The sequence below is a fragment of the Methylobacter sp. BlB1 genome (assembly GCF_015476545.1).
In the GTDB taxonomy this organism is placed as follows: domain Bacteria; phylum Pseudomonadota; class Gammaproteobacteria; order Methylococcales; family Methylomonadaceae; genus Methylobacter.
Map to the genome: position 1 here is coordinate 1 of NZ_JADMKV010000153.1, position 1756 is coordinate 1756.

At 66.1% G+C, this 1756-nt stretch carries 1 protein-coding gene; it reads right to left on the reverse strand.

Annotation, left to right across the window (positions count from 1 at the left end):
• Positions 1-1756: 1-deoxy-D-xylulose-5-phosphate synthase (dxs, locus tag IT781_RS21755; RefSeq protein WP_194972264.1), on the reverse strand; the 1756-nt coding region annotated here is incomplete at both ends.

The following is a 1756-nucleotide window of genomic DNA, read 5'->3' on the forward strand; positions in this document are numbered from 1 at the left end:
GCACATCGAGGCCGCACAGGGCCAGCAGTTCTTCCCGCGTGCCCTGCTCGACGAACTGGTCGGGCAGGCCGATATTGAGCACCGGCATCAGGATCTTCTGCGCCTGCAGGAAGTCATTGACGGCGCTGCCGGCGCCGCCGGCCAGCACGTTCTCCTCGGCGGTCACGAACACGTCATGGCTCTTGGCCAGTTCCAGAATTAAATCCGTATCGATCGGTTTGACGAAGCGCATGTTGACGACGGTCGCGCCCAGGTGCTTGCCGGCCGCCAGCGCCGGCGCCACCAGACTGCCCCAGGCCAGGATCGCGATGCGGCTGCCCTGGTGGCGGACTTCGCCCTGGCCGATCGGCAACGCAGTCAGGCCGGGCTGCACCGTGACGCCTGGGCCCTTGCCGCGCGGATAGCGTACGGCCGCCGGCCCTTCGTACTGATAGCCCGTGGTCAGCATCTGCCGGCATTCGTTCTCGTCGGCCGGCGCCATGATCAGCATATTGGGGATGCAGCGCAGGAAGCTGTGATCGAAGCTGCCGGCATGGGTCGGGCCGTCCGGGCCGACCAGGCCGGCCCGGTCCAGCGCGAACAGCACGTCCAGGTTCTGCAGGGCGACGTCGTGGATCAGCTGGTCATAGGCGCGCTGCAGGAAGGTCGAGTAGATCGCCACCACCGGCTTGGCGCCCTGGCAGGCCTGGCCCGCGGCCAAAGTGACCGCATGCTGCTCGGCGATGGCGACGTCGAAATAGCGCTGCGGGAAGCATTCCGAGAACTTGACCAGCCCCGAGCCCTCGCGCATGGCCGGCGTGATGCCCAGCAAGCGCTCGTCCTGGCCGGCCATGTCGCACAGCCACTGGCCGAAGACTTCGGTATAGCTCGGGTAGGGCGACGGCGCCGATTGCGGCAGGCAGTCTTTCGAAGGATCGAAGGCCGGCACGCCGTGATAGGCCAGCGGGTCCTTCTCGGCCGGGGCGTAGCCCTTGCCCTTCTTGGTGACGATGTGCAGGAAGCGCGGCCCTGTGGTGTGCTTGAGGTTCTCCAGGGTCGAGACCAGCATGTCCAGGTCGTGGCCGTCGATGGGTCCGATGTAATTGAAGCCCAGTTCCTCGAACAAGGTGCCGGGCACGATCATGCCCTTCATGTGCTCCTCGGTCTTGCGCGCCAGCTCCCAGACGCTGGGCATCCTGCTCAGCACCTTCTTGCTTTCCTCGCGCACGGAGGCGTACAGCCGGCTGGACAGGATCTTGGTCAGGTAGTTGTTCATGGCCCCGACTGGCGGCGAGATCGACATCTCGTTGTCGTTCAGGATCACCAGCAGGTTGGCGTCCAGGGCCCCGGCATGGTTCATGGCTTCGAACGCCATGCCGCCGGTGATGCTGCCGTCGCCGATGATGGCCACCATCTGTTTGTCCTCGCCTTTCAGGTTCGAGGCGATGGCCATGCCCAGGGCCGCGCTGATCGAGGTGCTGGAGTGGCCGACGCCGAAGGCATCATACTCGCTCTCGGCGCGGCTGGGAAAAGCCGAGACGCCGCCCTTGGTGCGGATGGTGGGCATGGCCTCCTTGCGGCCGGTCAGGATCTTGTGCGGATAGGCTTGATGGCCGACGTCCCAGACCAGCTGGTCGGACGGCGTGTCGAAGACATAGTGCAGGGCGATGGTCAGCTCGACCGTGCCGAGCCCGGCCGCGAAGTGGCCGCCGGAGATGCTGACCGTGTGGGTCAGGTACTCGCGCAGCTCCCGGGCCAGGGCCGGCAGTTGGTCTTT